The sequence below is a fragment of the Mucilaginibacter psychrotolerans genome, from assembly GCF_004519315.1.
GTDB classification, from domain to species: Bacteria; Bacteroidota; Bacteroidia; order Sphingobacteriales; family Sphingobacteriaceae; genus Mucilaginibacter; species Mucilaginibacter psychrotolerans.
Genome location: NZ_SOZE01000014.1, coordinates 61,269 through 86,517, shown reverse-complemented (window position 1 = coordinate 86,517; position 25,249 = coordinate 61,269). Strand labels below are relative to the sequence as shown.

Below are 25,249 nucleotides of genomic sequence, written 5' to 3'. Positions count from 1 at the left end.
ATAACTTTGGTTTAGTTAATCCGCTATCTTTGGGTCAGTATGAAACTGCTACTTACTTCTGTCGGCATCAGCAACAAAAGTATCCATAGCGCATTGGTAGCGTTGCTGGGCAAACCAATTGACCAAGCAAGCGCGCTTTTCATCCCTACGGCCATATACGGCATAGCGGGTGGGGCACAAATTATCCAAAAGGTAATTTGCGGCATCCTGGGCGATCCTTTTTGTCAATTGGGTTGGAAATCACTGGGCGTGCTGGAGTTAACTGCTCTGCCAAGTATCAAACAGGAGCTTTGGCTACCTATGCTGCAGGAAACCGATGCCCTCCTTGTTGGCGGTGGCGATTGTCAGTACTTATGCTATTGGCTGCATCAGTGCGGCCTGGCCGATTTGTTGCCCATGTTATTGCAAAAGCTGGTTTATGTAGGCCTTAGTGCAGGTAGCATGATCATGACAAGTTACGGAACCACCTACGGCAATCATACCGTACCTGCCGACAGCGATAAATCGCTCAACCTGCTTAATTTTGCCATCCATCCGCATTTAGATCATGAATGGTTCCCTAACAACTCCCTGGCCAATATCCAAAAACTGGCCGCTACCTTACCCATGCCATCTTACGCCATTGATGATCAAACCGCCATTATGGTAATTGATGGTGCAGTGGAGGTCATTTCAGAAGGGAATTGGAAATTGTTTGCTCCCGAGGTTTAGGATATCAATTATGACCATAAAAAGGTGAACGAATCATCTTTTATCATGTTAATCAGGTAGGCTTCGCATCGTATTTTTTTTATCTCAGCTGGTGCAAATTCCCTACCTTTAACTATGCAGCACCAGGAATTCGAACCGCCACCGGAACTTAGTGAAGCAATCAAATGTTTTTGGCACAACAAAGGCTATTTTGATCAGCAACCAACAAACTTTGAAGTAATACCCGATGGCTACGCCGAAATAATATTCCATTTTGGAAACGGATGCAGCATCCTAAAAAACGGCACATTGCACCCATTGCCTTCACCATTTATGATGGGCTTACTTAATGCTCCGGTTGTTTTTTATACGCAGGGGCTGTTACAGATAATCGGTATCAGGTGCTACCCATGGGCTGTGTTCGATTTGCTTGGCCTAAAGGCGAGTAACCATGGCTTGCAAACGTTTGAACACTCCATCGCTCAACTAAACCCTACATTAAAAGCTTGTATTGATGCCGGCGAAATACATGAAGCCACAGAAATGGTAAAGAAGTATTTCCTTGATGCCCAACCGGAGATTCAGCCAAACAGCATGTTAGCCAAAGCAGGACTTGCCATGCGACAGGCAAACGGCAGCTTGCCCGTAAGCCAGGTTGCGGAGGCGGCGCATGCCACGGTGCGCACGCTGGAGCGGGGTTTTAAACAATCATCAGGCCATACGGTTAAAGATGTATCGGCGCTTATCCGCTTCGAGCAGGTGCGGAACCATTTATGGCTTTACCCAAAAGCAAACCTCGCCGGCCTGGCACATGAGCTGGGTTATACAGATCAATCGCACCTGAGCCGGGAATTTAAACGCTACAGCGGCACTACACCGGCGGCCTTTGCCAGGAACACCCAGAAAAGCAAACAAGCCCTCGGTAGCGATTTTGTCGCATTTGTACAAGCCTAAGGCCCAGGCATGCTGCACCTTTGCGTATCAATCTGTAATGAACATGCTGATACGCAACAAACAAATAGCCATTGTAGGCGCAGGCCCCGCCGGCTTAACCTTAGCACGACTTTTACAACTTAAGGGTGCAAACGTTAAAGTTTACGAAAGGGATCTGAATAAAGATGCCCGGGTGCAGGGCTCCCCGCTGGATATGCACGAAGGGTCGGGACTGGCAGCACTGCGCAGCGCAGGTCTTTTAAACCAGTTTTATGCCAACGTGCACATCGGTGCCGACAAAAAAATCATCGTTGACGAGCGTGGTAAAATTCACTTCAGCGACCATGATTGCGAAACTACGGAAATGCCCTACCGCCCGGAGATAGACCGTGGTACCTTGAGGAAGGTCTTATTGGAATCCTTAAAGCCGGAAACCCTTGTATGGGATAGCCAATTCATTTCCATGGAAAAACAAGACGACGGATGGCTGCTGCACTTCAGGAACGGAACCCGTGCTTACGCTGATTTGGTGGTTGCCTGCGATGGGGCTAACTCCAGGATACGCCCTTACGTTACCGATATCAAGGCCCTGTATTCTGGCATTACCATGGTAGAACTGAATGTCAATAACGCGAAGGATAACATCCCTGTCATCTACAAATTGCTCAATGGTGGCAAGGTTATGGCTTTCGGCCACGGGAAATGCGTCCTCGGCGGGCAAAAAGGCACCGGGAATATGGGCTTTTACCTAAGCTTAAAAGTTGATGAAGACAGGGCCAGGGGCAACAACGCAGATTATGCAGACAATGCTCATCTATTGGCTTGGTTTAAACATAAATACGCAGGCTGGGCCGACATTTGGGACGAGATCATCAAAAATGCCGCCATACCAATCATCCCCCGACCTATTTATTACATGCCTTTAAATCAAACATGGGGTGCGCAGGCAAATGTAACCCTGCTGGGCGATGCCGCGCATGTAATGCCCCCCTTTGCCGGAGAAGGTGCCAACATGGCTATGCTGGATGCACTGGAACTGAGCGAATGTATCACCTCAGATAAATTTGGAACCTTACAGGAAGCTATCGTAGCTTATGAAACAGCGATGTGTGAAAGGGCTGCGGTAGCCACCTGGCAGTCGCTCGAAAATGGAGAACGGATGCACAGCGCTGGAGCATTGGCAAAAATGCTGGGTACTTTTGACGGGAAATAGGCTTCTGGTTCCTATTCAAAACATTTTGGTGCTTTTGTGGGTTTAAAAATGGCCAGCTGGATTACAGCAGCCTTTTAAATTGCGCCGATTTGAAAAATCAACATACCAATACCTGCCGATACATTGCCTCAGTACTATTCTCTGTACTATTTTTAAGTTTTTGTAATGCCGCGTTAGCACAGGTGCAACCTACCCCTGCCGATACGGTAAAAAGCGCAAAGATGAAATCGCTACAGCTAAAGCAGCAAACTAACCTGCAAGAGGCTGAACTGGCCCGGCAGTATGATATCGCTGATTTGTTTAAAGATATTTTCCACCCAAAGCGTAAGCCCGATAGCGTATTCAAGAAACCATCGGGCATAACCATTATACCCAACATCGCCTCCAACCCCAGTATCGGCTCGCAGATCGGTATCAAGGCCGTTGCAGGTCGCAAGTTTGGCAACGACCCGAACACCTTGCTTTCCGTAGCAGCTACCTCTGCGTCTATCACCACCAAGGGCATCATCTACTTTTACATCAATCATAACATCTACACGCCCGGCAACGCATGGAATTTCCAGGGTAGCCTGGTCGTAGCCAAAACCGTTTCGCCAGATTTTGGACTGGGCATAGCCGAGCCCAATAATGGCAGTGCCGACGATCAAACACTGGCCAATGCAGCGCGTAAAGGCCGGGCGCTGCATTCGCTCTATTTCAACCTGCGCGAGAAAGTTTACAAAGAGGTGCAGAAGAATTTATTTGTGGGTGCAGGGGTATCATTCGATATCCGCAGTAAAATAGAAGACAAAAACTCTGCTGGTGCCACGCCTTACAGCATCTATAACGAACGACATGGTTTCGATAACGACCATTACCGGTCAAACGGCTTGCTCTTTAACGTGCAGTACACCACGCGCGATAACCAAAACCGCGCTTACAAAGGCATTTATGCCGATGCAGGCTTCCGCATCAACCAAACCTGGATGGCCAGTTCTAAAAACTCGGTACAATTCATTACAGATTTCAGGAAGTACTTCAGCCTATCCTCCAGCCACCCCGAACACGTTATTGCGCTCTGGAACTGGGGTTCGTATTTAATCAGTGGGAACGTACCCTACCTCGAACTGGCCGGCACGGCTAAGGACGGCGCATTCCGCAGCGGGCGGGGTTATGTTACACAGTATTTTAAGGGAACCCAATACAATTATTCAGAGGCCGAATACCGTTTCCCGATAACACGCAATAAATTCCTTAGTGGCGTTGCATTTTTCAACCTGCAAACCGCAAACGATGAGGCGGGTACTCAAATCTTCAAAGTTTGGCAGCCCGGCGCAGGCGGTGGTTTACGTGTGTTGTTCAACAAAGCTACCCGCACCAATTTATGCCTTGATTACGCCTGGGGCAAATATGGCGCAAGAGGTTTCTTCCTTGGCCTGAACGAGGCCTTTTAAACCACTTTCAAAACGAGGTAAAGGTCTAATCAGCAAACGTAAAAGCACATCATGGCCACACCCCGCCCATTTAGCGTATCTTTGCCGTTCTTTCAGTTACCCATATGATACAGCAAGCGCTCCAGAATCTTCAGATAGAAACCCTAAACCCCATGCAAGTGGCCGCCATAGCTGCCGCCGAAAAAGGCGACGTGATATTATTGTCGCCCACTGGCTCGGGTAAAACGCTTGGGTTTTTGTTGCCATTGCTGGGCTTGCTGGATGCTAAAGTATCTACCGTACAAGTGCTCATATTGGTACCATCGCGCGAATTGGCTTTACAGATAGAGCAGGTTTTCCGCAGCATGGGCAGTGGATTTAAGGTAAATTGTTGCTACGGAGGCCACCCCGTACGCACAGAGGTAAAAAACCTTTCGCAGCCACCTGCAGTTTTAGTTGGCACGCCGGGCCGTATTGGTCACCACCTGCGCCGCGAAAGTTTTAGTACGGATACCATCACCACGCTTATTTTAGATGAATTCGATAAAGCGCTGGAATTTGGTTTCCAGGAAGACATGAGCTATATCATAGGCCAACTGAGGAGCGTAAGGAAACGCATCCTCACCTCGGCCACGCAGATGGACGAGATACCGCGATTCACGGGTATCAACAAACCCATCAGGCTTGACTATCTCGACAACACCACCGCCGTGCCTAATTTGGTGCAAAAAATAGTGATAGCCGAACCTGCCGATCGGTTAGAAGCCTTGTTTGCGCTCATCTGCAAAATTGGTGATAAGCCAACGTTAGTGTTCTGTAACCACCGCGAGGCCGTAGAACGCATCAGCGATACGCTTTGGGATAATGGCCTGCCCAACGATATCTTCCATGGCGGCATGGAGCAGGACGACCGCGAACGTGCCTTGATCAAATTTCGCAACGGCAGCCATCGCATCCTCATCACTACCGATCTTGCCTCGCGCGGGTTGGATATACCGGAGATTGAGCATGTGATACATTACCAGTTGCCCCATACCGAAGAAGCCTTTACCCACCGCAACGGCCGCACCGCACGCATGCATGCTAAAGGCACCTCTTACCTGTTGTTATCGCCCGGCGAACAGCCCGCTTACCTTAAAGGCGTACCAGACACTGAAGATCTATCAGGAGAGATCGTTATCCCGCCGCCCTCGCCATGGACAACCCTTTACCTGGCTGCCGGCAAAAAGGATAAGGTAAACAAGGTAGATATCGTAGGCCTACTCCTAAAAAAAGGCGAACTGGATAAGGATGACCTCGGCCTCATCGAAGTTTTAGATTTCTCATCCTACGCTGCCGTAAAACGCGTACGTGCCGAACGGGTGGTGGCGTTAGTAAAAAACGAAAAGATAAAGGGTAAGAAAGTTAAAATTGAAATATCGAAGTAAGGCCGCGCTCAAACGCGCAGCCCTCCTCCAATAAATCATGCGATATGGTTTAGGTTGAACTATTTTGAAGTTCAACCATAGGATGCAGCAACCTATGGAATTCCATAAATTATTTTCATTTTTTTTGCAAAGTCTGATCGCATCGCAGACAATAAATAACCAAATGTTAATATTGATATCCGCTTGTTTCTCGCAAATAAACCTATATTAGTCTGACTAAATTAAAACCATCATGAAGAAATTATCACTATTGCTTACGGTAATCATATTTACCTGTACAGCCGCCATTGCGCAAATTACCCGCGAACAAACCATTGTCGAGTGGACCCGCGCCAAAGCTTACACCAAAGCATACCTGGATGCCATGCCTGCCGACGGCTTCGCCTTTAAGGCAACGCCGGAAACCCGCACCTTTGCCCAGCAAATGCTCCACCTGGCCGATGCCAATTACTTCTTTTTAACCACCGCAAGCGGTAAAGATAGCCCGCTTGGCAAAGATGTATCAGTGGAAAAAACCATAGCCCAAACTAAGGAAGCCACCACCAAAGCGGTTTTGGATAGCTACGATTTTGCCATAGCAACCATAAAAGGCATGACGGATGCGCAAATGACCGAAGAGGTGACCATGCGCGGCACCATGAAAGCATCGCGTGGTTTGCTGTTGGCCAAAGCTTTCGAGCACCAAACGCACCACCGTGGCCAAACCACCATCTACATCCGTTTAAAAGGCGTTACCCCTCCGCCCGAAATGCTTTTCTAATCGATAAAAAAATAGCTATAAGCATGCTGCTTCGGGATAACCGGAGCAGCATTTTTTGTTTTAAGGCGGTTTACATTTTGCCGCTCCTTTATAAGTAAATGTTTTAAGGCATATTAATTGTTAAAATTTGTTAATTCATTTGGTTTATTACGAAATAATCGTAGATTTACGAAACAATCGTAGAAAGATGGAGAAATTATCACAACAGGAAGAAGAAGCCATGCAGGCGGCCTGGCAGTCGGGAGCGGGTTTTATAAGGGATTTTTTAGAATTGCTCAACGAGCCTAAGCCCCCCTACACTACCTTGGCATCAACCGTAAAAAACCTGGAGAATAAAGGTTTTTTAAAGAGCGAGAAATTTGGCAACTCGTACCGCTACACACCGGCCATAAAAGAGGAAGAATACAAGAAACGCTTCATGAGCGGGTTCGTGAGCGATTACTTCCAAAACTCGTATAAGGACCTGGTTACCTTTTTTGCCAACGACAAAAAGATAAGCGCCAGCGACCTTAAAGAAATCATCAAACTGATAGAAAAACCTTAAAACCTATTGCGATGCCCACCTTATTTGTTTTTTTATTTAAAGTGAACATGGCCCTGCTGCTGTTTTGCGCAGGCTATTACCTGGTGCTGCGCCACCTTACTTTTTATACGCTCAACAGGGTTTATCTGATAACAGCTATCATCTTCGCCAGCATTTACCCTAAGATAGACCTTACGGCTTTTGCGCAACGACACGAGAATATTGCCCTGCCAGTACAAACCGTAATGCTTAACTGGCAGGCACCGGCAGCAAAACTGGTAAAACCCCTCTCGCAACCCGATTACTGGCAGTGGGCAGCTATTGCTTTCTGGGCGGGTGCGGCACTGCTAGGCATACGTTTATTTGTGCAGTTGTTCTCCTTGGTTAAGCTCCACCGCCGGTCCACCGCAGCCAGTATCATGAACCATGATGTGCGGCTCATCAGCGGCGAGGCAGCGCCTTTCTCTTTCTGGCGCAGTATATACGTAAACCCGGCAAACCATTCGGCCTCCGACCTGAAAGCCATCCTGCTGCACGAACAGGTGCATGTAAACGGCTGGCATACGCTGGATATTTTACTGGCCGAGCTCAGCAGCATTTTCTACTGGTTTAACCCAGGAGTATGGCTCATGAAAAAGGCCGTGCGCGAAAACATAGAGTTTATTACGGATCGTAAGATACTTAACAAAGGCATCGATACCAAAGCTTACCAATACAGCCTGGTGAATGTAAGCTTCAACAGCAGCACGCCGGGCATTGTAAATCACTTTAATATCTCAACCATCAAAAAACGGATAATCATGATGAACGCAAAAAGATCTTCGAGGGTAAACCTTACCCGCTACGCATTTATAGTGCCCGCCGTGGCATTGCTACTGGTGTTCAGTTTCTCTAATGCAGCTACTGTAAAAAAGAATAGGGAGAAAGCGTATAGGGCAATCAGTACAACCATCTCCGCAAATTTTAAAGGTATCGATTTGAAATCAGTTGTACCGGATTTACTGGCCGACAACTCCAAGAAAATCTTTGGGGCAGATGACTCAGATACTTCGGCAATAGATGCTTCTGATGGATATATCTTTTATGTAAATGGTGTAAAAAGCGATAGCAACGGGCCACAATTTTCCAGCAATACAGAAAGCCTGTATTTTTTGAACGCCGCGAACGCCAAAAAATATTTCCATGCCGGCGATGGAAAACAAAACGTTGCTTTTGCTTTCACACCTAACTCTGCTAAAGGAAAAGTAATGAAAGATAAAATTGAGCAACTGATTGCAGAGCATAAAATTGCACGTAACCAACTTAACCCGAAAGCACTGGCTAAGATTAATGATAGGATTGCTGAATTTGATGCCGATCAAATAGACGTGAGAGAAAATTTCACCTCTACTCCCAACAAAGAAAACTACAGTGCGCTTGTTCGGGATACCTCCCAAAAGTTCAAGATGGTTTATACTGTAAACAACATCAGCCTGCTTGATTCATTGAACTACGTGCTGAACGGCAAAAAAATTACGATAGATGAGTTCAATAAGATAGATCCAAACAAAATCGTATCGGTAACCATCGTAAGTGCCGAGGCTGCCAAAACTATACTGAACGATTTCGAAAACATGCATTTTAAGCCCAATAGCAAGATACTTCTTGTTGCCACCAGCGACTCTGACAAAGGCAGGCAACTGGCAGATCGGTTGAATGAGGTAAGGGTAACAGGCATTATCGTGAACGGCAAGCCCATAAAGCTGAACAGCGATTTGAGGTCGCATCAAATCGACTCCGTAGTTATTGCAGTGACAGGCAAACCCAGCAAAAAACTAGCCCGGGTAATCATCAGTGGAAGCGACAATATGGTATATGGCGGACTTTCGCCACGCGAAATAGATTCGGTTACTGTGCTAAAAGGCGGCGGTACATTAAAGCTCGATCAGTTGACCGGAAATGCTGCTACCCTAAATAACGTGCAGGTGAGGGCGCTAACCCTCAAATCGGCAGATGTGAACCAAAAATTAAACAATGTACAATTATATGGTCGCACTATTGCCAGGAGCCCGGATGTAGCCGAGGTGCGTACCCTACAAGGCAATATATTCTATAGCGATAAAAATATCAGCCGTATATCAGATAAACTCATTATTATAGATGGTAAGGAAGCTACAGAAAAAGACCTTAAAAAGTTATCCGCCTTCGATATCGACAGGATGAGCACATCATCAGATGCCGACACCGTAAAAAAGTACGGCAGCAAAGCTAAATATGGGGTAGTTTATATCTTCACTAAAAAAGCCAAATAGTTTAAACAGTTGTATCGTTAATTAGCAGCGGGCCGGGCAATATTGATTTGCCCGGCCCGCTGTTTTATTTTTATACGGATGTGTAGTATAAATAAGGCGATAGACGGAATAGTTTTGCGCATTTTATGCAGGAAATGTACATGGCAAGGATTTTGATATACAGGTAATGACCTAAAAGATTTATTTAACTAAACACCAAACTATGTCTATCTCAGCATACCAAAACCCCGCCGATGTTCAACTAACGGTTGTTAACGCCCAAAAAAGCGTAACCGAAAACACCAATAGCAAACTGGCATCGTCGAAGATATTCGGTATATCGTTTACTTACCAGCAAAAAGCTTACCGCACTAAGGTAATGAAAGTGCTTTACGCCGGTAAAGAAGCCATGTATAAAGTAGTAATGCCCGGCAGCCTGAACGAGGGAACCAGCAACCACTGGCTACAACGTCATGGAAATAACTGGGCCATAGTACTTGGCCAGGATATGGATGCCAAACTGCTTAAGGTTGTTGGCACCGCTATCGATTGCCTGGAGTAACAAACCAATTCACATCCCCAAAAAAATCAATCATAAACAAACAGGCCCCGGAAAATCCGGGGCCTGTTTGTTTAGCTTTTTATCGTAAAGTGCCTATTAAATTTATGATACCGTTGCGTCTATCCCATCAGCATCGTTAAGATATAAAGGACGATCTTTCTTAAAGATGGCGGCAAATATCAGCGCGAAGACAAATACGAAGATAATGCCGATTACAACGGATTGGATTTGCTTGCCAACGGTAATATTTTTTTGATCTTCAAACTGCTGATGCACTTTTTCCATTTGCTTATCTATAGCGGTTTGGTCTGCATTACTTTTCTCCAACATACTCGTAGTTACGTTTACCATTGCTGTCTCCATTTTATCAACCATATTCGGCTCGATAATTTTGGCAAACAGCACGCTGCTAATGATATAACTTACCAGGTAAGCTGCAAAAAACATAATAAAAATGCCGGTTACCGCTTGCTTAAAATCCCAATAGCCGCCAATGTTTTTGCGTAAGTCGCTACAGAAGAGTACGGAGATAACTACTGGGATTACTACAGAAAGCAATACTGGCCCAAGAATTACCAACATCATAGATGTGGCCATGGTTGTCATGAAATAAAAAGAAATAATACCAAGCACGCCTAGTATTAATCCTAAAATCAGACCTTTTTTAAGGCTCTGACTTTTTAGTTGTTTGTCAAATTCTTCGCTCATGATGGTTAAGGGTTTTATGGTTTTTTATGAATTAAAGCTTATTAAAATAGCCAATACCGCCATGTCGAAAGCTGGTGCGACGGCATTATCCGCGATATTTTTCTCCTCGGCTGCATCAAGCTCCGGGTTTTGGAAAAAGCAAATCATAGGGTAAAACAACTCTTTCAGTTCCGAGTCTTCGTCTAGCGTATCGGCCACTTTTGCAATCTCGGCGGCGGGGCTTTCTATCAGAATCTGGTTGGCAATTACCGGTTCGTAAATGCGGTACTCATCCTGAAACTCATCTTCATCTACCAGTAAAAACTCTTTCAGGTAATCGTCAAGTTCAGGGTCTATCCCTTCGTCTTCGCATTCGTTCAGGTACAGCAGCAGGTTAAGCAGCTCAGTGCCCCTATCCAGCGTTTGCTCTTCTATCTCCTCCCATTCGGGGGTATCCAGGTAATCGTCTTCCAGCTTCTTTACATCTTCGCTAAAAAAGTTCACCATAAGCAGGTCGAAGAATACTTCGTGCAATTCTTCCAACTTTGGGTTATCGTTGAAAAGCTCGTCGAGCGCATCAACTTTTTTCATGAAATCATCGTCCGAAGAAAAAAGGGCTTCGAATTTAGCGTTGAGGGCAACAGCGTCAAAGCCATCATAGGTAGTAAAGGCCTGTAACGCGCCACTAAGGGCTTTGCTTACTTTCGGGTCAGTCATGGTTAATTAGAGTAAATTATTTGGTGATTATTACAGGTCAACAAAACTTTTCCTTTTAAGTTCTGCCCCAGAAAAGGTGAATTAAAACTTTTAGAAAGATTACTGTCTCTTGAGTATGTCCATTCGCCACCTGCATCCAGCAAAACCAGGTTGGCCGGTTGCCCCTCAGCAAATGCGGGTACGTCTAAATTCAATACCCTACGCGGGTTAATGGATAGTTTCTCAACGATAAGCTCAATAGACAAGCCTGCTTTAACCGCCAGCGAAAAGGCCGTTTGCAGGCCAATGATGCCGTATTCGGCAACCTCAAACTCTACATCCTTAAACTCTATTTCGTGCGGGGTGTGCTGGGTTACCAGTGCATCAATAGTGCCGTCTTTAAGCCCGGCTATCAGTGCATCCACGTCGGCCTGGGTGCGCAGGGGTGGCTTTACTTTATACAGGCTGTCGAAACCCATCAGGGCTTCGTCGGTCAATACGATATTGTGGATAGCCGTATCGCAGGTTACCTTAAGGCCGCGTTTTTTTGCTTCGCGGATAAGCTCTACCGAGCGAGCCGTAGATACGGTGGTAAAATGTATGTCGGTACCTGAGTCTTCGGCCAGGTAAATGTCTCTTGCCACCATCAGTTCTTCGGCCAGCGATGGCAGGCCTTTCATGCCCAGCATGGTGCTTACTACACCCTCGTTCATTTTGGCTTTGCCGGCTATAAATGCATCCTCGGCATAAGAGATTACTTTGGCACCGAAACCCTGCACGTATAATAACGCACGTTCCATCAAACCAGCATCCTGCACGGGGCAGTTGCCATCGGTAAAAGCCTTTGCGCCGCTCTTGAACATATCGTACATTTCTGATAGATCTTTTCCCTCCCGTTTGTTGGAGATGGTGCCCAGTGGGTATATATCTACCAAATTACCTTTAGCACGATTGAGCAGGTATTCTACTTCGGCCTTAGAGTGTACCGGTGGATGCGTATTAGGCATTAAAGCTATGCCGGTAAAGCCACCAGCTGCTGCTGCGGCTGTACCCGTTTGCAGGTCTTCCTTGGTTTCGAGGCCCAGTTCGCCCACGTTGCAATTCAAATCAAAGAAGCCGGGAGCGAGGTACTTGCCTGTGGCATCAATACTGTCAGTATCATCTACAGAGATAGATGCCGCTATTTGGCTAATGAGGCCGTCTTTAATTAAAATATCGGCAACCTGGTTATGGAACGGAGAATCGGGATGGACAACAGTGGCAGATTTGATAAGCAAATTCATTATCGCTGTTTATGGTGGGTTTTTAAGATTATCCGGCTTGCTGCACTATGCCCGTACCAGTTTTATAGAACCTGATGAGCAATATTTCGGCCGCCAGAAATATCAAGGCCAAAATTATACAAAGTTTCCATAATTGCAGGCCCGAATTTTCGGCAGTATTGATATTATTCACGTTAAAATTTTCGCCATCGGTAACCGCGCCGTTTTGCGGGAATAAATTGGCCAAATCGCCCTTACTAAGGTACCGGAGGTCAGATTCGCTGTGGTTATCGTTAAAAGCCAGTACAGCGGCGGTGCTGTCTTGCTTTTTAAGCTCGTAAATACCGGTTTGGCTAAGCTGGCCCGGCAGGTAAAGCATAGTACTCCCCTCCTGCTGCCGTACATCGGGTATAACAGATTCGCTACCTTTCACCAATTTTACCTGCTGCTTTTCGGTAGCCTGCAGTGGTACCGTTTCTATGGCCTGGTTGCTGCCGAGCGTGTATGATAGCGGCTGGTCGTGCCCGCTTAGCAAAGCAATCCTGAATACCGTTGGCACAAACAGGGCGTGCAGCGGCAAATTACTAAAATCCTCATGAAGTGGAACGGCAGAAAGATATAACCTGCCCTTACCCAAACTGTAACCCTCCCAAAGCGACTGGCCCGCTTGCAAGTTCATCAGGCTTTCGGCTGGTTTGGTGGCACCGCTTAAAGCGTAATATTTTTTCACCTGCGGTAGATCCGGGTTTTGCGGAAAGGACTCGAAGATATTTTTGAACACTTCGCTTTGCAGGTTTAGGTTAGTAACCTTTGTTGCTTCGTTAATCGTTTTGCCAGGGTAAGCAGCGCCCATCGGTTGTAAAAAGGCCTGGTAACTAACTATTTCGGTTTCGATAGACGGAAATACCATCAGTGTACCACCTTTGCTTACATAGGCTTTTAATTGTTGTGCCAGGCCGGTAGATACATTGTCGATATCGCTCATTACGATGAGCGGGTAGGTGCCCAGCGATGCATAATCTACATTACCATCCTGCGTGCGGGTAACAGCAAAAAAAGTATCCGCGCCGAAAACAGCGTTGAGGTACTTGTTTGGCGTTCCCCCGTCTACCAGTAGCACCTTTAGTTTACTGCTCACGTTGAAGCTGAAGTAAAAGCTATTATCAAAAGTGATGGGATTGTCCTGTAGTTGTAACTCTCCGCGTTGCCAACCTGCCTGCAGTCCCGAGAACGCGAGGGTATCGGTTTGATACGTGTTGGCGGCAATTGTAAAGCTGCCAAGCGATTTTTGCTCGCCGTTTATCAAAAGCTTCAGAGGTATTTTCTCCGCCGTTTTGCCGGCGTAGTTCCTTAACCTAACTATAAGTTTTTCGCTTTCGCCCGGGCGATGCGTGGCATTAAGCAGCCAAACCGAATCAACCGCTACGTTGGGCAATTCGTTGGCTTTTAGCTGGATGAAGTTTACCGTAACATCTTTATTTGCGGTATCGCCGACATCCGCCATATTTTTCTGGAAATCGGAGATGATATAGAGTCGCTTTAACGCGCCCGGTTGCATATCCAGCAGGCTCTGCTGACGGGTAATGACCTGGCTAAGGCGGCGGCTTTGTGCGCTTATCCTAAGGGCATCTACAGCATCGTTGAATTCATCGCGGTTAAGCAGCCGTTGGTGTTGCCCTTCAAAATCCTGGCTAAGCAATTGGAAACGGTCGTTCACTGAATAGGCGGAGGCGATTTGCTTGGCTTTTTGCTTTGCCTCATCCAAAAGGCTACCCTCGCGGTTGAGGGTTTGCATGGAGTATGAATTATCTACGAAAATACTCACCAGCTGTTGTTTACCGGCATCTGCTGCATCCTTTCCCGGGATAAATGGCCTCGCGAACGCAAATACCAGGAAGACCAGGGCGAGCATACGGGCAGCCAGTATGAGCCGCTCTTTGATGTTACGGCGCGAAGCCTGTTGCTCCTGAACTTCTTTAAGGAACTGCACATTACTGAAGTACACTTTTTTGTAACGCCTGAAATTGAACAGGTGCACCACTACGGGTATAGCTAGGGTGAGCAGCGCAAACAGGAAAGCCGGATACAAAAAGTGCATGTATGCCTCAGATTGGATGTACTACAAATCTGCGAAAATAAATTGGATGTGCAGGTAAGATAGATGTGCAGATATGCGGATGTGCAAGCGTGCAGATGAAGAAAGATTTTCTCAAGCCTCCAAGCTTTTTAACCCTTCCAACTTTTCCAACGTCTCTAACTTTTCTAACCCTTCCAACTTTTCTAACCCTTCCAACTTTTCCAACCCTTCCAACTTTTCCAACCTCTCTAACTTTTCCAACCTCTCTAACTTTTCCAACCTCTCTAACTTCTCTAACCCTTCCAACTAATTTTGTAACAAGTTCGACACCATGCCTCACAAACGGCAACAATTAAGTTACACGTATTTCGTTTAAACTATTGGTGAGTATCTTTATCCAAACATCAATTAAAAACTAAAAATTCAAAAATGAAAAAGATCATGTTGATTTGCTGTTTCGTTATTGGGATAGCAACTGTAAGCCATGCGCAGGGCGGTGGTATGAGGATGAGTGCTGCTGACAGGGTTAAGGCGATGAAAGAATCGTTAAAATTAACCGACGACCAGGTTACTAAAATTACCGCCATTTACGAGGCGCAAACCAAACAGGTTGACAGTTTGCGTAACGCAGGTGCCGATAGATCTGCAATGCGCCCGGTAATGCAGGCTACTAATGAGAAAGTTAAAGCTGTGCTTACAGCCGAGCAAGCCACAGCATGGCAAAAACAAATGGACGAAATGCGCGCCCGCATGCAACAAGGCGGCGGTGGTGGCACTCCACCACGGAAATAATTCCCTACCAGGAAAAATAACGAAGCGGCGATGAGCCGCTTTTTTTATTTTTGACCCTTATTTGAGCAAGATTTGAAAGCGGCAGAAGAATTCATCAGGATGAAATTGGGCGAACGGAACACCTCTGGCATATTGCGTACGCTAAAGCCGGAAAACGATCTGATAGATTTTTGCAGCAACGATTACCTTGGGTTTGCCCGGTCGGCCACACTAAAACAGCGTATCGCAAAAGAAATCGCGAGCTATCCTCATAGTTTAAATGGCTCTACGGGCTCACGGCTGTTGTCGGGTAATTTAAGCTATGCCGAAGAGTTGGAGAAAAATATCGCCGGTTTCCACCAAGCCGAAGCGGGGCTATTATTCAATTCGGGGTATGATGCCAATATTGGGCTATTCTCCTCCCTCCCGCAAAAAGGCGATACCATCATCCACGACGAACTGATACACGCCTCCATCATTGATGGTGCAAGGCTGAGCCACGCCAACCGCTATACATTCCGCCATAATGATTTAGAGAGCCTGGAGGGCAAGCTAAAGCAGGCCAAGGGCAATTGCTATGTAGTGATAGAGAGCGTTTACTCCATGGATGGCGATACCCCTCCCATCAAACAGATATTGGAAATGACCGAGCGTTATAGCGCGAGTTTGATTGTAGACGAAGCACATGCTGTTGGCCTCTCCCCTGCCGGATCGATAGCCGAAATGGGGCTACAACGCCGCGTTTTTGCCCGCATTGTAACTTTTGGCAAGGCATTGGGTTGCCACGGCGCAATAGTACTGGGAAGCTCTGGGCTAAGGGAATACCTGATTAACTTTGCCCGTTCATTCATCTACACTACGGCAACATCGTTCCACCAACTGGCATCGGTAAAAATGGCTTATGAGTTATTGGCGGTTGCGGGTAACGAAATAGCCACGCTCCATCAAAACATCGTATATTTTAAAGAAAACATCGCATCGAACTCCCGATTCTCACTATTGCCAAGTAACAGCGCAATACAATGCATCGTATTAAATAGTAACGATAATTCTAGGCAGGCAGCCGCAGCCTTGCAAAGCGCCGGCTTAGATGTGCGCGCTATTTTAAGCCCTACTGTAGCTACGGGCGCAGAACGCATCCGTATATGCATGCACACATTCAATACTTTAGATGAATTGACCCTTTTGACATCAACCATAAACAGCATAACATATGCCCGATAAACCTCTATTCATTACCGGCATTGGCACTGGCATTGGCAAAACGCTGGTGGCGGCCATTGTGGTAGCAAAACTAAAAGCCGATTACTGGAAACCCATCCAGTCCGGCGATTTGCACAGTACCGATACCATGCTGGTGCATAGCTTGGTATCGAATAATCAAACTGTTTTCCACCCCGAGGCTTACCGGCTTACGCAGCCTTATTCGCCCCATAAATCGGCAAAGCTGGATGGCATTACTATCGATTTTAAAAGCATAATCGCGCCCGCTACCGATAATCTGTTGGTTATTGAAGGTGCAGGCGGGCTAATGGTGCCTTTGAACAACGAGTATTTGATTGTGGACCTGATTGCACAGCTTGATGCCGAAGCCATATTGGTATCGCAGAATTATCTGGGCAGCATCAATCATACGCTGTTATCTGTAGCTATGTTGAAACAGCGGGGAATAGCTATCAAAGGCATTATTTTCAATGGCGAAACCGATGCCTCGTCAGAGGAATATATACTCGCCTATACGGGCGTGCCACTTTTAGGTAAGATACCAGTTTTGCCCGAGATAAACCCGTTAAGCGTTGCTAAGGCTGTTGGATACCTTAATTTTTGAGAAAGAAGAATATCGAATGATGAACTCCGAATTTCGAATGATGAAGTTTCTGCCTTCATTATTCGAAATTCAGCATTGGTTGTTCGACATTTTCTTGCTTGCCAGGCTGTTTCTTTCCGAAGCGGCTGGCTTGAAGGCGATCGTATTCCTTTACATAATCAGGGTGCTCGGTGCCCATCATTCTGTCCCATACCCTAAAGTACAGGCCGTAATTGCCTTTAAATTTACTATGGTGTATATTGTGATGCACAGATGTATTGACGATTTGGAACAGGAACGAACCCCGCAACCATTTAGGAGCTACCTCGTACCCTAAATGCCCGTAAACGTTGATTACGAAACCGACTATCGTAAACCATACGATGACTACCGGATGGATGGGCATAACCAGCACGATGACGAGAAGCGCTGCACCCTCCGTCCATGCTTCTATAAAATGAAATGAGTACGATGCCCAAGGTGAAGGGTTTGTGCTTTGATGATGCTTTACATGGGCATACTTGAACAGCCTTTTATGGTGTAGCAGGCGATGCATCCAGTAAAAGTAGGTATCGTGTATCACCAGGCTCAACACCAGGCTAACGGGGAGGTACCACAGCGGAAAATCGGTAAAGGAATCGTAAAGCTGCGTGTATTTACGCAGCGGTGTAAATAATATAAGTTGGGCTATAACCGCAAAAACAGCCGAGGTTTGTACAGAGTGCAATATTTCGCGCTTAAAATCGGCGGTGCTTGCCGTACGGGTTTGTATTTTACCTTTAGCGTACCATTTGGCAATCAGTTTATAAAATACCAGGAAGGGTATGCCTGCCAATACGAAATAACGGATGGCCGTTATGCTGAAGAGGGTAAACAAGGAATGCAATATCTTTTCCATAGGACTTGTATTTATAAACCAAAGTTAGCGCAGCACGCCCTGTCGAAAAATTAACAAAAGATAATTACCGTTTCCCCTGCGTGGAAATACGTTTGCGGATACGGCTCAGAGATACCGGGGTGATGCCTAACAAAGTGGCCAGGTATTTATCGGGCACGCGGTTTACGATATCGGCTTTCTCTCGTATAAGTTGCAGGTACCGTTCCTCGGGCGATAACAGGATGAACGATTCTACCCGGGCCATAGACTCGGCCAACATGCCCCGTAAGAAAGATGCCTGGGTTGAGGATAGCCTAGGGTTGTTGTTTAATACAGGTAATGCTTTTTCATAGTCTACCTCCATCAGTACGGTATCCTCCAGCGCCTGGTAAATAAAGCGCGAAGGGCGCTGATGTATGATGGCATCGTGCGATGCAATGAACTTGCCCTCCCACTGCAACAACAACGTAAATTCGTCGCCGTTTTCTTTCAGATAATAAGCACGGATCAGTCCCTTGCGTATGTAAGCGAGTTTTTGATGGGTAGCTCCCTCAGCAATATAGATATCGCCGGCGGCCAGCTTACGGGTATGCGCCAGCTTGAATATATCATAGATATCCATGGGGTTGAGCCCTTTGAATACAGAAAGATAAAAGCTTATTTCTTCGGCATTGAGCATCTTATTGTGTACCGATTACTTATAGGGTGTTGTAATAATCTACCAGTTTGCCCAGTTGGGTATCGCTTTTAAAATTTATCTTGTTAACATTGAGGTAAGTATCCAAAGCAGATTGCTTATCGGCAAGTGCAGCCAGTAGCGATTTTCTATCAGCTTTTACAACCGTTGCTTTTCCATCGATAACGAGATAGTACTTTGTTTTCTCGATAAAGGTACGTTCTTTCGTTGCCGAGCCTATGGGTTGTTGTTCGAAGATGATTTTGTTATTCCTTTTAAGCAATTGCGCTTTACCATCGCTCAATACTTCCAGGAATGCCGTGGGTGCTATACCATCGATATTTTTAAAGCCGCTTTTAAAATGCCGCGTTGCGCCGGCCACTAAATTAAGCGAAAACTCCTGCACCGGCACTACAAACTCCAGTTCCTGACCGGTAGCGTTATCTTTGAACGATATCACATCGTTCACTAAATTAAGCTTAAGCAGCATGGGTTCTTTATTGCTCACGCCGTTGGTTAGCGTTACATTGCCGGTTTGCCAATCTTCATAAAGATAGGGCGTACCTTCCATATTGGTGTAGTCTATCAACATTACCGGCTTGGAATCGGTGTAGAGCTTAAACTGCGCTTTTAGGGGCAAGACCGAAGCCATCAGGCAAAAATAGGCAGCCAGGATTCTCAGCGTTTTCATAGGTTTTTGAAGAAAGAGTTAGATACCAGGGTTTTGATTGCGAAGCTGTTAAATTATACAATAATTAACGCTCAATCAAATTGAATTATTGCTAATATAGCCCCCGCAACAACAATGCATACCTGACATGAAAAATATTACTGTAATAGGCTCGGGCACTATGGGTAACGGTATTGCCCACACCTTTGCGCAAAATGGCTTCAACGTGTCGCTGGTGGATATCAGCAACGAAGCCTTGCAAAAGGCCCTGCAAACCATTGCTGCCAACCTGGATAGGCAGTTAAAAAAGGGCACTATAGATGAGGCTGCCAAAGCGGCCACCTTGGCCAATATAAAAATATATACCGATGCTTACGCGGGTGCTTCCGATGCTGATTTAGTAGTAGAGGCCGCCACCGAAAACCGGGAAATTAAACTAAAGCTTTTTAAAGAGCTTAGCGACCTGTGCAAGCCCGAAGCGATACTGGCATCCAATACTTCTTCTATCTCTATCACAGAAATAGCCGCCACCACCAACCGGCCCGATAGGGTAATAGGCATGCACTTTATGAACCCTGTGCCCGTGATGAAATTGGTAGAGGTAATACGCGGCTACTCCACTACCGATGAGGTGACCAACAGCATTATGGAGCTATCCACCCGCTTGGGCAAATCGCCGGTGGAAGTGAACGATTACCCCGGCTTTGTGGCTAACCGTATTTTGATGCCGATGATCAACGAAGCTATTTACACCCTGTATGAATGCGTGGCGGGCGTTGCCGAAATTGATGCCGTAATGAAGCTGGGCATGGCCCACCTAATGGGCCCCCTACAACTGGCCGATTTTATAGGGCTCGATGTTTGCCTGGCCATACTCAATGTGTTGCACAAGGGTTTCGGCAACCCTAAATATGCGCCCTGTCCGTTGTTGGTCAATATGGTAATGGCCGGGCAACTCGGCGTAAAATCGGGCGCAGGGTTTTATCAGTACGCGGCGGGGAGTAAGGATTTGGTAGTGGCGAAGAAATTCTGGAATTAGAAACAAGAAGGCGAGACCTAAGAAGCAAGATAATCTCTTGGCTCTTGCTTCTTGCTGTCTTGCATCCCTGTTAAACTTTTGGCTTGCTCATCTGTCTATATTACTTTAAAAAATACTACAGATGAAAACAATATCAAAATTGGGAATCATGTGCGCTTTAGCAGGCTCGGTGTTCCTTTCATCATGCGCCAGTGAGGCTTATATTGCTGAACGACCCTCAGAGCCGGTTTATGTCAGGCCGGTAGCACCTTATGCCAATGCTTATTGGGTACCCGGCGAATGGGTTTGGCGAGGAAATCGCTACGTTTACCGCAATGGCTATTACGCCCGCCCGCGTGCCAGGCGTGTTTACGTAGAAGGCGCCTGGATACATACCAACCGCGGATACGTTTGGAAAAGGGGATACTGGCGGTAATTCAGTTTGCAGTAGGCGGTTCGCAGTTAGCAGCAGTGCATAATTTCATTAGTTTGCAGTGGGCAATTTGTAGTCGGAAGTAAAAAAACTGCAAACTGCCCACTGTTAACCGCAAACTGAAAACTACATCCTTTCCGGCACATCAATACCCAACAGGTTCATGCCTTTGCTGATGACCTTTGCTGATGCAGCAGATAGTTGCAGGCGGAATTGTTTCTGGTTTTCTTCCTCCGCAAGCATAATGGGCTTTTCGTGATAGAACCGAGTATAAATTTTTGCGAGATCGTAAATGTAGTTGGCTATAATTGCCGGACTAAAGCTGGCGGCGGCGTCGCTAATCGTTTGTGGGTATTTATTTAATGTTACAATCAACTCACGTTCCAGCTCATCCAATTCGGTGGTTTCGCTTTTGCTTTCTGTTGGATTATACCCCGCTTTTTTCAAAACCGATTTAATTCTCGCATGCGTGAATTGTATATAAGGCCCTGTGTGACCTTGAAAATCTATCGACTCTTTCGGATCAAACAGCAGGCGTTTCTTCGGATCCACCTTCAGCAGGAAGTATTTGAGCGCACCCATACCAATGGTGCGGTACAGCTTATTTTTATCCTCCTCGCTAAAGCCATCAACCTTGCCCATGGCTTCGGTGGTTTCGGCGGCGGTATTGAACATATCGGCCATCAGGTCGTCGGCATCTACCACCGTACCCTCGCGCGATTTCATCTTACCCGATGGCAAATCTACCATCCCGTAGCTTAAGTGGTATAGTCCCCTAGCCCACTCTTTGCCCAGCTTTTGCAGGATGAGGAACAGCACCTTAAAGTGATAGTCCTGCTCATTACCCACCACGTAGATGGATTCGTCCATTTTATAATCACCATATTTCAATTGAGCAGTACCCAAATCCTGGGTGATATACACCGAAGTTCCATCGGCGCGTAGCACCAGTTTCTGGTCGAGGCCATCTGCGGTAAGGTCAATCCAAACAGAACCATCATCTTTCCTGAAGAAAACGCCCTTTTCCAGCCCTTCCTCGATGATATCCTTTCCTAATAGATAGGTATTGCTTTCGTAGTAGTACTTATCAAACTCAACGCCCAGAGTTTTGTAGGTTTCGGCAAAGCCTGCGTACACCCATCCGTTCATGGTTTTCCACAGGTTGATGGTGTCCTCATCCCCTGCTTCCCATTTTTGGAGCATCAGTTGGGCTTCTTTTATCAGCGGAGCGTTCTTTTTGGCCTCTTCTTCAGTTTGTCCCTCTTCTACCAGTTCCAGTATCTGTTGCTTGTAGGCCTTATCGAACCAAACGTAATATTTACCGGCCAGGTGGTCACCTTTAAGGCCCGAGCTTTCTGGCGTTTCGCCCTCGCCGAATTCGCGCCAGGCCAGCATACTTTTACAGATGTGGATACCCCTGTCGTTCACCAGGTTGGTTTTGATTACCTCGTAACCTGCGGCAGCCAAAATCTGCGCGACCGAGAAGCCTAACAGGTTATTACGGATATGCCCCAAATGCAAAGGCTTATTGGTATTAGGCGAGGAATATTCCACCATCACTTTTTTGCCATTGGGTTTACCTACGGCAAAATCATCAGCCAATATTTCATCATGCAGCTTGCCCAGCCAAAAGCTATCGGCAAAGGATATATTTAAAAAGCCTTTGATCACGTTGAACGCAGAAATTTCGGGAACGTTATTTTGCAGGTATTCGCCAATTTCGGTACCGGTTTGCTCTGGACCTTTGCGCGAAAGTTTGGTATATGGGAAGGTAACCAGCGTTACCTGGCCTTCGAATTCTTTACGTGTTTCCTGTAAATTGATATCCTTGGCAGCGATATCGGTTTGGTATAATTCTTTTATGGCCTTAACAACGGCCTCGATAATAAAATCCATCGGGCAAAATTAGCAATTATAGTCCATAGACGATAGTCCATAGCCCATAGTATTTTCTGGTCTGTTAATGAAATACGGCTATGCACCATGGTCTATGGACTATCGACTTAAATTCTATAGCTTTGCTATTCTTACAACTTTCTATGACATTAAATACCGATAATTTCAAGCTCGATGTAACTTCCGAAATTGGCAACCTCCGCGTTTTATTGGTCCATAGCCCCGATAGCGGCCTGGGCAAAGTGGTACCCTCTAAAGCACAGGACTGGCTTTTTGAAGACATTGTGCACCTGGATACCATGCGCGGCGGCGAATACGATTACTATATCAAACTGCTGATGTACTTTCTGGATCCGGATAAAATCAAAGGCAAACTTAGCGAAATAGATAACCCCGAAAACAAACGCAACTTCTTCAAACCCGACAACGCCGGTTTCCATAACTCTGGCAAAGTAGTGGAGATACAAACCTTGCTCAGCGATATCCTCGAGCAAAAAGATATCCGTAAAAAACTCGTGGCAGCAGTTTGCGCCATTGAAGGCGTAACATACCGCCTGCAACTTCAACTAATAGATATTGAACCAGTTGAACTGGCCAAGATATTTATCTCAGGTTCGTTGACGGATGAACAGATGATCTTTGCCCCTATCCCCAATATGATATTTACACGGGATATCGGTATCGCCATCAATAAGCACATGTTGCTGAACAAACCTGCTAAAAAGGCCCGCGCCCGCGAAACCCTGTTGGCGCGCTATATATTCTTCAACCACCCTTTGTTCGAAGGTTACCACAACAACATTTTGGAGATACCCGATACCGTGCAGCACTTCCTTCGCCCAGGCGAGGAGCAAGAAAGCAAAACCACCCTCGAAGGAGGCGACGTAATGATGGTTGCCCCTAATCACTTGCTTATCGGCTGGAGCGAGCGCACATCCGTTAGCGGTGCCAACGAAGCAATTAAACTACTGTTCGACAACGACGTGGTAGAGAAAGTCACCATCGTAAAAATACCGCACAAGCGCGATTATATGCATATCGATACCGTTTTCACGCAGGTGAAACGCAATGTTTGGGTGTTGCTGCGCTCGCTTACCATTACCGAAACATTGCAGGAAGACGCCGACGCGGTTGGCTGGTTTGCCGACAAAAAGAACAAAGATAAACCCGAGCTGGTGCAGTTTCGCAAGGGCAAAAAACCAAAGACATTTGCCACGCTGGAGGCACTGTTGGACAACATCAGCCAGAAAGATTTGCATAGCGAGGAGCCAACGCGCTTTATCTACTCGGGGAACGATGTATTCCCCTATGACGCCCGCGAGCAATGGACCGACAGTTGCAACCTGCTAGCTCTTAAAGAAGGCGTAGTTTTAGGCTACGACCGTAACGACAAAACTGTTGAGGCTTTTAAACAAAGCGGTTTTACAATAATCAAAGTGCAGGAGTTGCTCCAGAAATTCGAAGACGGCAAGTTGGACCCGCAACAAATGACCGATACGCTGATCCTGATGCCTTCCGCCGAGCTTTCCCGCGCACGCGGTGGTTTTCACTGCATGAGTATGCCGCTGCAAAGAGATAGAGTGATTTAGTTAAAACAAAGATTATTTTATGTTTTACATAAAATAATCTTTGTTTTATGTATATTGTTTATATGTTTGTGCCATTAAACCAATACAAACATGAAAACAACATCCTGGCTTTTAACAACCATTCGGGTTATACTGAACATTTTATGGCGTGCCGGATTGGTGCTGGCAGTAATTGCCTTTTGCTTCCTCACTGTAAAATTCTTTACAGATGATTCGGCGTTTTTTTCGGCAAGGGTTAAATATCCGCTTCAGGAATCGATAGCCGTGTTGAAGGCTGCAACGCCGGATGCCAAAAATGTCACCTTGGCAATTGAGGAAGGCTCGATAAGGATGGACTTGAAAAATACACCCGGCAACATCACACTCGCTTATTTCTTTTTTGTTTCCCTGGAGGTTTTGGCCCTCGTGATAATTTACCAGCTTCGGAAGTTTTTTAACACCATTAAGCAAGGCATCCCTTTTAATTATGACAACATCCGCCGTTTGCGGATAACGGCTTTATGCTTTGCGCTGGTTACCGGCCTGAATATCCTATTCGGCTTGAGCACTTCGTATATCCTGCACCACCAGGTTAGCAATTTCGATGGGATGCACTATCAGGTGGTATGGTCGGAAAGTTTTACGGGGTTAGCTTTAGGCGCGGTAATTTATATCATGGCCGATGTCTTCCGCTACGGATTCGAACTTAAAAAAGAGATTGGAGAGTTTGTGTAATGGCTATCATCGTAAACCTGGATGTAGAAATGGCGAAGAACAAGATGTCGCTAAAAGAGCTCGCCGAGCGGCTCGACATCAGCATGACCAACCTCTCCCTGCTCAAAACGGGCAAAGTAAAGGGCGTACGTTTCGACACGCTGGAAGCCATTTGCAGAGAATTGAATTGCAAACCGGGGGATATATTGGATTATAAGGCAGATGTTGTCTGAATCAGAATTCCCAGAATTTAAGAATGAACAGAATTTTGTTCATTGGCTAATCCCTATATTGCATTTTTATTTAC

The 25,249-nt window shown here is 46.2% G+C and carries 26 protein-coding genes; 17 read left to right on the top strand and 9 right to left on the bottom strand.

Annotation, left to right across the window (positions count from 1 at the left end):
* Window positions 1–39 precede the first annotated feature (39 nt).
* The 9 genes from E2R66_RS14810 to E2R66_RS14770 all read left to right on the top strand — a co-directional run bounded on the left by E2R66_RS14810 (window position 40) and on the right by E2R66_RS14770 (window position 9,790).
* Window positions 40–711, top strand: a complete 672-nt coding sequence (locus E2R66_RS14810; protein ID WP_133232025.1) for a Type 1 glutamine amidotransferase-like domain-containing protein — start codon at window positions 40–42, stop codon at window positions 709–711.
* Window positions 712–825: 114 nt separating this feature from the next.
* Window positions 826–1,644, top strand: coding sequence for a helix-turn-helix domain-containing protein (locus E2R66_RS14805; protein ID WP_133232027.1), 819 nt, complete (start codon window positions 826–828; stop codon window positions 1,642–1,644).
* Between the two features lie 37 nt (window positions 1,645–1,681).
* On the top strand, window positions 1,682–2,836 hold the full coding sequence (locus tag E2R66_RS14800) for an FAD-dependent oxidoreductase (RefSeq protein ID WP_317130779.1): 1,155 nt from the start codon (window positions 1,682–1,684) through the stop codon (window positions 2,834–2,836).
* A gap of 89 nt (window positions 2,837–2,925) precedes the next feature.
* Window positions 2,926–4,269 (top strand): BamA/TamA family outer membrane protein, encoded by a 1,344-nt coding sequence (locus E2R66_RS14795; RefSeq protein WP_240049327.1) that lies wholly within the window; start codon window positions 2,926–2,928, stop codon window positions 4,267–4,269.
* A 104-nt stretch (window positions 4,270–4,373) separates the two neighbouring features.
* Window positions 4,374–5,675 carry a DEAD/DEAH box helicase gene (locus tag E2R66_RS14790; RefSeq protein WP_133232029.1) on the top strand — a complete coding sequence of 434 codons (1,302 nt, stop codon included), beginning with the start codon at window positions 4,374–4,376 and terminating at the stop codon, window positions 5,673–5,675.
* 232 nt (window positions 5,676–5,907) lie between these two features.
* Window positions 5,908–6,435 (top strand): DinB family protein, encoded by a 528-nt coding sequence (locus tag E2R66_RS14785; protein WP_133232031.1) that lies wholly within the window; start codon window positions 5,908–5,910, stop codon window positions 6,433–6,435.
* Between the two features lie 187 nt (window positions 6,436–6,622).
* Window positions 6,623–6,979, top strand: a complete 357-nt coding sequence (locus E2R66_RS14780; protein WP_133232033.1) for a BlaI/MecI/CopY family transcriptional regulator — start codon at window positions 6,623–6,625, stop codon at window positions 6,977–6,979.
* Between the two features lie 11 nt (window positions 6,980–6,990).
* On the top strand, window positions 6,991–9,249 hold the full coding sequence (locus tag E2R66_RS14775) for a M56 family metallopeptidase (RefSeq protein ID WP_133232035.1): 2,259 nt from the start codon (window positions 6,991–6,993) through the stop codon (window positions 9,247–9,249).
* A 202-nt stretch (window positions 9,250–9,451) separates the two neighbouring features.
* Entirely contained in the window at window positions 9,452–9,790 is a 339-nt protein-coding gene (locus E2R66_RS14770) for a hypothetical protein (RefSeq protein WP_133232037.1), read from the top strand.
* 102 nt (window positions 9,791–9,892) lie between these two features.
* Here E2R66_RS14770 and E2R66_RS14765 read toward each other — a convergent pair whose 3' ends face one another.
* From E2R66_RS14765 to E2R66_RS28365, 5 genes are read right to left on the bottom strand one after another with little or no spacing between them, the layout of a single operon-like run.
* Window positions 9,893–10,498, bottom strand: a complete 606-nt coding sequence (locus tag E2R66_RS14765) for a DUF4199 domain-containing protein (RefSeq protein ID WP_133232039.1) — start codon at window positions 10,496–10,498, stop codon at window positions 9,893–9,895.
* 24 nt (window positions 10,499–10,522) lie between these two features.
* Entirely contained in the window at window positions 10,523–11,194 is a 672-nt protein-coding gene (locus E2R66_RS14760; protein WP_133232041.1) for a hypothetical protein, read from the bottom strand.
* 2 nt (window positions 11,195–11,196) lie between these two features.
* Window positions 11,197–12,456, bottom strand: a complete 1,260-nt coding sequence (locus E2R66_RS14755) for a dihydroorotase (RefSeq protein WP_192901977.1) — start codon at window positions 12,454–12,456, stop codon at window positions 11,197–11,199.
* Window positions 12,457–12,484: 28 nt separating this feature from the next.
* A complete protein-coding gene (locus tag E2R66_RS14750; RefSeq protein WP_133232045.1) occupies window positions 12,485–14,533 on the bottom strand; it encodes a BatA domain-containing protein in 2,049 nt (682 codons plus the stop codon).
* Window positions 14,534–14,540: 7 nt separating this feature from the next.
* Entirely contained in the window at window positions 14,541–14,852 is a 312-nt protein-coding gene (locus E2R66_RS28365; protein WP_158288417.1) for a hypothetical protein, read from the bottom strand.
* An 89-nt stretch (window positions 14,853–14,941) separates the two neighbouring features.
* Here E2R66_RS28365 and E2R66_RS14740 point away from each other — a divergent pair, with 89 nt between their 5' ends.
* The 3 genes from E2R66_RS14740 (at window position 14,942) to bioD (ending at window position 17,111) form a co-directional block, all read left to right on the top strand.
* Window positions 14,942–15,304, top strand: a complete 363-nt coding sequence (locus E2R66_RS14740) for a Spy/CpxP family protein refolding chaperone (RefSeq protein ID WP_133232049.1) — start codon at window positions 14,942–14,944, stop codon at window positions 15,302–15,304.
* Window positions 15,305–15,376: 72 nt separating this feature from the next.
* Entirely contained in the window at window positions 15,377–16,507 is a 1,131-nt protein-coding gene (locus E2R66_RS14735) for an aminotransferase class I/II-fold pyridoxal phosphate-dependent enzyme (protein WP_240049326.1), read from the top strand.
* On the top strand, window positions 16,497–17,111 hold the full coding sequence (bioD, locus tag E2R66_RS14730) for a dethiobiotin synthase (protein ID WP_133232051.1): 615 nt from the start codon (window positions 16,497–16,499) through the stop codon (window positions 17,109–17,111). Before E2R66_RS14735 ends, bioD begins: the two co-directional genes overlap by 11 nt.
* A 58-nt stretch (window positions 17,112–17,169) precedes the next feature.
* On the opposite strand, the gene E2R66_RS14725 is transcribed toward bioD, so the two are convergent.
* From E2R66_RS14725 to E2R66_RS14715, 3 genes are all read right to left on the bottom strand, one after another.
* Window positions 17,170–17,988, bottom strand: coding sequence for a sterol desaturase family protein (locus tag E2R66_RS14725; RefSeq protein ID WP_133232053.1), 819 nt, complete (start codon window positions 17,986–17,988; stop codon window positions 17,170–17,172).
* 64 nt (window positions 17,989–18,052) lie between these two features.
* A complete protein-coding gene (locus E2R66_RS14720) occupies window positions 18,053–18,646 on the bottom strand; it encodes a Crp/Fnr family transcriptional regulator (protein WP_133232055.1) in 594 nt (197 codons plus the stop codon).
* 19 nt (window positions 18,647–18,665) lie between these two features.
* Window positions 18,666–19,334, bottom strand: coding sequence for a hypothetical protein (locus E2R66_RS14715; RefSeq protein ID WP_133232057.1), 669 nt, complete (start codon window positions 19,332–19,334; stop codon window positions 18,666–18,668).
* Between the two features lie 127 nt (window positions 19,335–19,461).
* Between E2R66_RS14715 and E2R66_RS14710 the strand changes: the two genes are divergently transcribed.
* Together E2R66_RS14710 and E2R66_RS14705 are read left to right on the top strand one after the other, a co-directional pair.
* A complete protein-coding gene (locus E2R66_RS14710; protein WP_133232059.1) occupies window positions 19,462–20,352 on the top strand; it encodes a 3-hydroxybutyryl-CoA dehydrogenase in 891 nt (296 codons plus the stop codon).
* Between the two features lie 121 nt (window positions 20,353–20,473).
* A complete protein-coding gene (locus tag E2R66_RS14705) occupies window positions 20,474–20,767 on the top strand; it encodes a YXWGXW repeat-containing protein (protein WP_133232061.1) in 294 nt (97 codons plus the stop codon).
* A gap of 123 nt (window positions 20,768–20,890) precedes the next feature.
* Here E2R66_RS14705 and argS read toward each other — a convergent pair whose 3' ends face one another.
* Entirely contained in the window at window positions 20,891–22,660 is a 1,770-nt protein-coding gene (gene argS, locus E2R66_RS14700) for an arginine--tRNA ligase (protein ID WP_133232063.1), read from the bottom strand.
* A 143-nt stretch (window positions 22,661–22,803) separates the two neighbouring features.
* On the opposite strand from argS, the gene E2R66_RS14695 reads away from it, so the two are divergent.
* The 3 genes from E2R66_RS14695 (at window position 22,804) to E2R66_RS14685 (ending at window position 25,175) form a co-directional block, all read left to right on the top strand.
* Window positions 22,804–24,249 (top strand): arginine deiminase family protein, encoded by a 1,446-nt coding sequence (locus E2R66_RS14695; RefSeq protein WP_133232065.1) that lies wholly within the window; start codon window positions 22,804–22,806, stop codon window positions 24,247–24,249.
* Window positions 24,250–24,339: 90 nt separating this feature from the next.
* Entirely contained in the window at window positions 24,340–24,963 is a 624-nt protein-coding gene (locus tag E2R66_RS14690; RefSeq protein ID WP_133232067.1) for a DUF2975 domain-containing protein, read from the top strand.
* A complete protein-coding gene (locus E2R66_RS14685) occupies window positions 24,963–25,175 on the top strand; it encodes a helix-turn-helix domain-containing protein (RefSeq protein ID WP_133232069.1) in 213 nt (70 codons plus the stop codon). Before E2R66_RS14690 ends, E2R66_RS14685 begins: the two co-directional genes overlap by 1 nt.
* The last annotated feature ends 74 nt before the right edge of the window (window positions 25,176–25,249 follow it).